We start from the raw sequence: 1,029 nt of genomic DNA, 5'->3' as shown, positions 1-1,029 counted from the left end.
GTCCAGAAAGCCGGCGCCGACGTCGCCGTAGCCGGCGGTGCCATCTACGGCGCAGCCGACCCCGCCTTGGCAGCCAAGCAGCTCCGCGCCGCCATCTCCTAACACCAACTTCGGAGCACGGACCCCTACAACTTACAAGGGCCCGTAGTCGAGGAATTTCAGGGACTGCCCCCCAGCGGAGAAACACCACTGAGGGGCAGTCCCGTCTCGTCGGAAGGACTGGGACAGGAGTCGCCAAGCATGGGACAGTCCGTGAGAGGTTGCAGATTCGCCGACCAGCACCCTGTCCGGGGGTAGGCTTCCCGTCAGTAAGGGGCATGCATTGAAGTCTGGTCCACGGGCTCGTTCCGCAACGCAGCTTATGCTGACGACCGCGCCGACGACGGCCGATTGATTTGAGTCATCGAGAAAGTGACAAGCTCCCGCCATCTGTTGGTCCATTGTGATCCCGTCACGCTGAATTCGATCTAAAAAACACCAACCCCCAACGATGCCGGAGTTGGCACATTGAGGACCCAAATCCCTAGGAAGGCAGCTGTCCATCATGCGTAGTCAAACTATCGAACGTTTGGAAGTCCTCGTTACCGCGCCTGCTCAACTCCACGGATTGCTGGACGATGCAGAGGCCAAGCTCCGAGAGATAGCGCTGGTCGAACGGTGTGCCGGCATCCTGGTCACCCGCCATGATCTATCTCGGTACTCGCTCGCGCTCAGCGAAAGGGTTCCCTTTGGGGAGACCCGGGAACAGACACTTTCATGACCGTCGCTCGAGGGCAGCACCCCCTGACAACCACCAGTCGAACAAGAGAAGCCAACAATGTCTGATACTTTCGTTGATTCGAGTGTGAGGTACAAGGACAATCCGCTCCGAAATTCGCGCGACCGTCGGCTGTCGCGGGTTGCGGGTCCTTCGTCCCTGGTGCTCTTTGGAGTCACGGGGGACCTGGCACGCAAGAAGCTCATGCCTGCCGTGTACGACCTGGCCAACCGTGGCTTGTTGCCGCCCAGTTTTGCCCTGGTGGGCTTTGC

General features: G+C 60.0%; 1 protein-coding gene and 1 pseudogene. Both read left to right on the top strand.

What is annotated here, in order from left to right:
* Window positions 1–544: 544 nt before the first annotated feature.
* Entirely contained in the window at window positions 545–760 is a 216-nt protein-coding gene (locus tag QMG25_RS20325; RefSeq protein ID WP_283462943.1) for a hypothetical protein, read from the top strand.
* A 57-nt stretch (window positions 761–817) separates the two neighbouring features.
* Window positions 818–1,029: pseudogene (locus QMG25_RS20320) on the top strand (glucose-6-phosphate dehydrogenase); the annotation flags it as partial.

It is taken from the genome of Arthrobacter sp. H35-D1 (assembly GCF_030063185.1).
GTDB lineage: Bacteria > Actinomycetota > Actinomycetes > Actinomycetales > Micrococcaceae > Specibacter.
The sequence above is the reverse complement of the archived record's forward strand: the minus strand, read 5'-3'. Positions and strand labels throughout refer to the sequence as shown.

What these genes read in the sequence shown, in the direction of transcription:
- QMG25_RS20325 (WP_283462943.1), top strand. Translation starts at nt 545, where the DNA reads ATGCGTAGTCAAACTATCGAACGTTTGGAAGTCCTCGTTACCGCGCCT.